Consider the following 1,048-nt stretch of genomic DNA (forward strand, 5'->3'; position numbering starts at 1 on the left):
CGCGGGGTGTGCGTTTGGTGGGGTTGCCGACCAGCCGGTACCGCACCTGCGTTCCGGCTGTGAGGTTGTCGAGGAGTTGATCCAGGGATCGGGTCGCTGCCTCGCCGTATCCGGTGGGGAGTGCGGTCAAGTTCGGTGCGTGCTGGCTTTGGATGAGTAGTTTTGTCGCGATGGGTGTTTCGTCGAGCCGGTACAGCAGCCCGGTCTGTTGACGGGCGTTGTTGCCGAGGTCGTCGGGCATCATCGACATCATGGTGCGGTGTAGGTCGACGGCGTTGGCGAGGTCGCGACGCACGGTGCGGTCGCGCAGGTTGAGCTGAATCCGGGTCAGCCACAAAGTCATGACACTCCCATGTAGGTGAACAGTGCTTGCTGGTAATCGATCGACCGCGTATGCCACAACTCCTCAGCGACATCGCTGTGTGCGGTGACTGTGACGGTCCGGCTGAGGTAGCGGCGGCGGAGCGGATCGAAACTGACCGGGACATCGGCTAGTTCGGTTTCGCTGCCGGTTTCGGTGGGATGGTCGGTGACGACGTCGATGCTGGATCGGTGCCGTGCGTGGATCGGGACCTTGGTGTGTAGGTCTTGGACCGGGGTGTCGCTGTGCCCGATGAGCAGGGGCTGTTCGGGTGGGCAGGACCGGCGACCGAGGTAGGGCTGCCATCGTGGGTTGTTCAGCGCGACAGCGAGTTCGGCCACTGTGTCGTCGGGTCCTTCGACGGCGACGGTGAACGCGGCGTCGGAGAGGTAGTAGCGGTTGGTCACGATGGTGCCTTTGCCTGCGCTGCGGCGTTTTCCTTCGGCGGTGGGCACGGTGTGGTGGGGTGATCTGCCGCCGCCGACGGTGTGGTAATCGCGGATCTGTATCGCGGCCGAACGGCTCCACGCCGGGTGTGGGCGACGGCAGTGTCGAGGAGGTCGACCAGGACTGGAACGAGTCGGAACGGTTGGCGCTGCTGCAGCAGGCCAGAGACGGAGATGTCGACGCGCAGAATGCATTCCGCGCTTCCGACGCGGACTACCCGGATATGGTCCGGGGCCAGCT

General features: G+C 64.5%; 2 protein-coding genes. Both read right to left on the minus strand.

Annotated elements, in window-relative coordinates; genetic code table 11:
- Positions 1–343: type I-E CRISPR-associated protein Cas6/Cse3/CasE (locus tag AB0F44_RS30395; RefSeq protein ID WP_357361114.1), on the minus strand; the 343-nt coding region annotated here is incomplete at its 3' end.
- Positions 340–1,002, minus strand: a complete 663-nt coding sequence (gene cas5e, locus AB0F44_RS30400; RefSeq protein WP_357361116.1) for a type I-E CRISPR-associated protein Cas5/CasD — start codon at positions 1,000–1,002, stop codon at positions 340–342. The genes AB0F44_RS30395 and cas5e, both read right to left, overlap by 4 nt.
- Between the last annotated feature and the right edge of the window lie 46 nt (positions 1,003–1,048).

The organism is Nocardioides sp. NPDC023903, from assembly GCF_040639295.1.
GTDB lineage: Bacteria > Actinomycetota > Actinomycetes > Propionibacteriales > Nocardioidaceae > Nocardioides.